The 2,462-nt window shown below is 64.0% G+C and carries 2 protein-coding genes; both read right to left on the reverse strand.

Going from position 1 to position 2,462, the window contains the following annotated elements; translation table 11 throughout:
* A partial coding sequence (locus U9R25_12550) for a BadF/BadG/BcrA/BcrD ATPase family protein (protein ID MEA3336736.1) occupies nt 1–487 on the reverse strand: 487 nt, incomplete at its 3' end.
* The gene (murQ, locus tag U9R25_12555; GenBank protein MEA3336737.1) at nt 484–2,334 is read right to left on the reverse strand and encodes an N-acetylmuramic acid 6-phosphate etherase; all 1,851 of its coding nucleotides are present in this window, start codon (nt 2,332–2,334) and stop codon (nt 484–486) included. The genes murQ and U9R25_12550, both read right to left, overlap by 4 nt.
* Between the last annotated feature and the right edge of the window lie 128 nt (nt 2,335–2,462).

Here is a 2,462-nt window from a genome sequence, read left to right on the forward strand (position 1 = left end):
CGAAGGCGCTGCCGTCGTCGCCGATCAGCCATCCCCAGCCGCCGGCGCGTGCGACACGGCTATTGCCATCAATGCCCATAGCAATAGTCCCCGTCCCCGCAATGATGACGATGCCGGGGGATCCCCCATGGGCGCCGGCCAGAGCAATTTTGGCATCGCTGCAGACGTGAACAGCCCGGGATTGCACGAGATCTGCCAGGATCGTCTTTGCAGACTCGGCCTCACGGGTGCCGGCGACGATGCCAGTGGCGCCCACGACTAAGGCTGCCAGGGAGAGAGGTTCCAAGCGGGCGTCTGCCCACGCATCTTGTAGAGCTTGAGTTATGGACTTGCCAAATCGTTCCCGCCCCCCGCTTGCGTCCAGGTGGGTCAATGGCAGGCTTTGGCCATGACCGAGGACTTCTCCCTGCCGGTTGGCCAGCACGCAGCGGGTCGAGGTCTGCCCGCCGTCGATGCCACAGACCAACGCCTCCTCGCCGGGGCTCATTGCGCACCTGCCAACGCCTCGCGTACCAGACCGCCAGCCTGCGCCAACAGCGCCCGCGCTTCTTCCGGTGAATCGTCGATGAGTTGGCTGACAATGGCGACCTTGACGTCCCTTTGGCTGGCATCCAGCGCGTCCTCGGCACGGGCTTCGTCAATGCCACAAGCCTCGGCTACGATGCGCACGGCTCGATCCCGAAGCTTGAGATTCTGTTGGCGCATGTCGACCATCAAATTGCCGTAGGTCTTGCCCAGGCGCACCATGACCAGCGTACTCAACATATTGAGCACGAGTTTTTGGGCCGTACCGGCCTTCAAACGGGTGGATCCCGTGATTATCTCCGGGCCAACCAGTGGAGCGATCACATGATCCGCTAACCCGGCCAGTGGAGAGGGCAGGTTGCAGATCAAGGCTACCGTAAGGGCTTCCCGATCGCGGGCCTCTTCCAACGCGCCAGCCACAAACGGGGTGCGACCGCTGGCAGCGATCCCCACCACGCTGTCCAGGGAACTTGTCTCGGTTTCTGCGATAGCCAGCCGGCCAGCTCCCCGGTCGTCCTCTGCTCCTTCCTTAGCGGTCGCGAATGCGGTTCGCCCGCCGGCCATGATACCGACCACCTGGCCCGGATCGGCGTTGAAGGTGGGAGGGCATTCAGCAGCATCCAACGCGCCCAGCCGCCCCGACGTGCCCGCGCCTACATAGATCAGCCGACCACCCCGGATCATGCGGGCGGCGATAGCGTCCACCGCAGTTGCGATCGCCGGCAGGTTGGGACGCAGGGCTGCCACGGCACGCCGGTCGGCCAGGTGCATCAAACCAACCATCTCAAGGGTAGTGAGCAGATCCAGATCATTCGTGAGGACGTTGCGCTGTTCTGATGTCCAGACCAGCTTCGCGGGCGGTTCGTTCCAGGTTGCTGACGAAAGAGCATATCCCAACGATTCCAGCGCCAGCAGACCGGCACCCACATCGGCAGCATCATGCGGCAATTGAGGTCGGACCGAAGGCAGCCGGGTGCGCACCGCCTGGTTCACCACCTGGCGATAAAACTCATTGTTCGTCAGGAGTCTGCCGGCAAGTACCAGGGGGAAGGGGTTAGATTCCAGGTTCAGGCGGCCAGCCACAGCCGCGGCGGCGTCGGCCAAAGCATCGGCGCCCAGGGCCACGACTTCGGCCGCTACCAGGTCGCCTGCCTGGGCCGTATCGAGAACCAGCGGTGCCAGGGCGGCAATGTCGCTGACGGCTCGTTCCGGTGCATAGATCCATCTGACCAGATCGGAAGCTTGCGCCAGCCCCAAGAAACCAATAATGCGCTTGCTCAGGCCGGTAGGAAGATCGCTCTGATCGGCCGCTCGGGCGACCGCTCTGAGGGCCTGCTGGGCCAATGAGTAGGCACTGCCGCGGTCCAACGCATATCCCCAGCCACCGGCCCTGGCCTGGTCACCGGCCGCATTCTCCCCGTAGGCAATCATCCCCGTGCCTGCGATGAGTACTGCCCCGATACGAGTACCTGCGCCGCCCATTAGGGCCGCCAGGGCATCGGTCACCACCTGGCCCCGGGTGCCCGGCAACATCACCCCCTGTAGTTCCTCTATCTGGCGAGTATCCTGCGCTCGACCGCTACCGGCCAGAGCCCAGGTGACCCTGGCGGCCTGGCTTAGGTCAACGCCCGCGGAGGAAGCTGCCTCCTGCATGGCATCCCAAAGGGCTCTTCGCATACCTGCCAGACCGACGACGTGGACGTTTGAAGATCCCCCGCGGCCGCGACCCATTACCTGGGCCTGCCGGTCCATCACGACGGCCGATGTTTTGCTGGCACCACCGTCGACGCCGATCACGAATTCGCTCATGGGACGCCTCCTTGTCAATACAGAAGTGCGTTTTGTCGTTGGCCGGCGAACTCGGCAAGCTCTTGCTGCCAGCCAGCCTCGATTTCCGGCACCGGCGTCCCTGCGTTGATCTGATCTCGCACCCGATC

It is taken from the genome of Chloroflexota bacterium, assembly GCA_034717495.1.
In the GTDB taxonomy this organism is placed as follows: Bacteria; Chloroflexota; Anaerolineae; order JAAEKA01; family JAAEKA01; genus JAYELL01.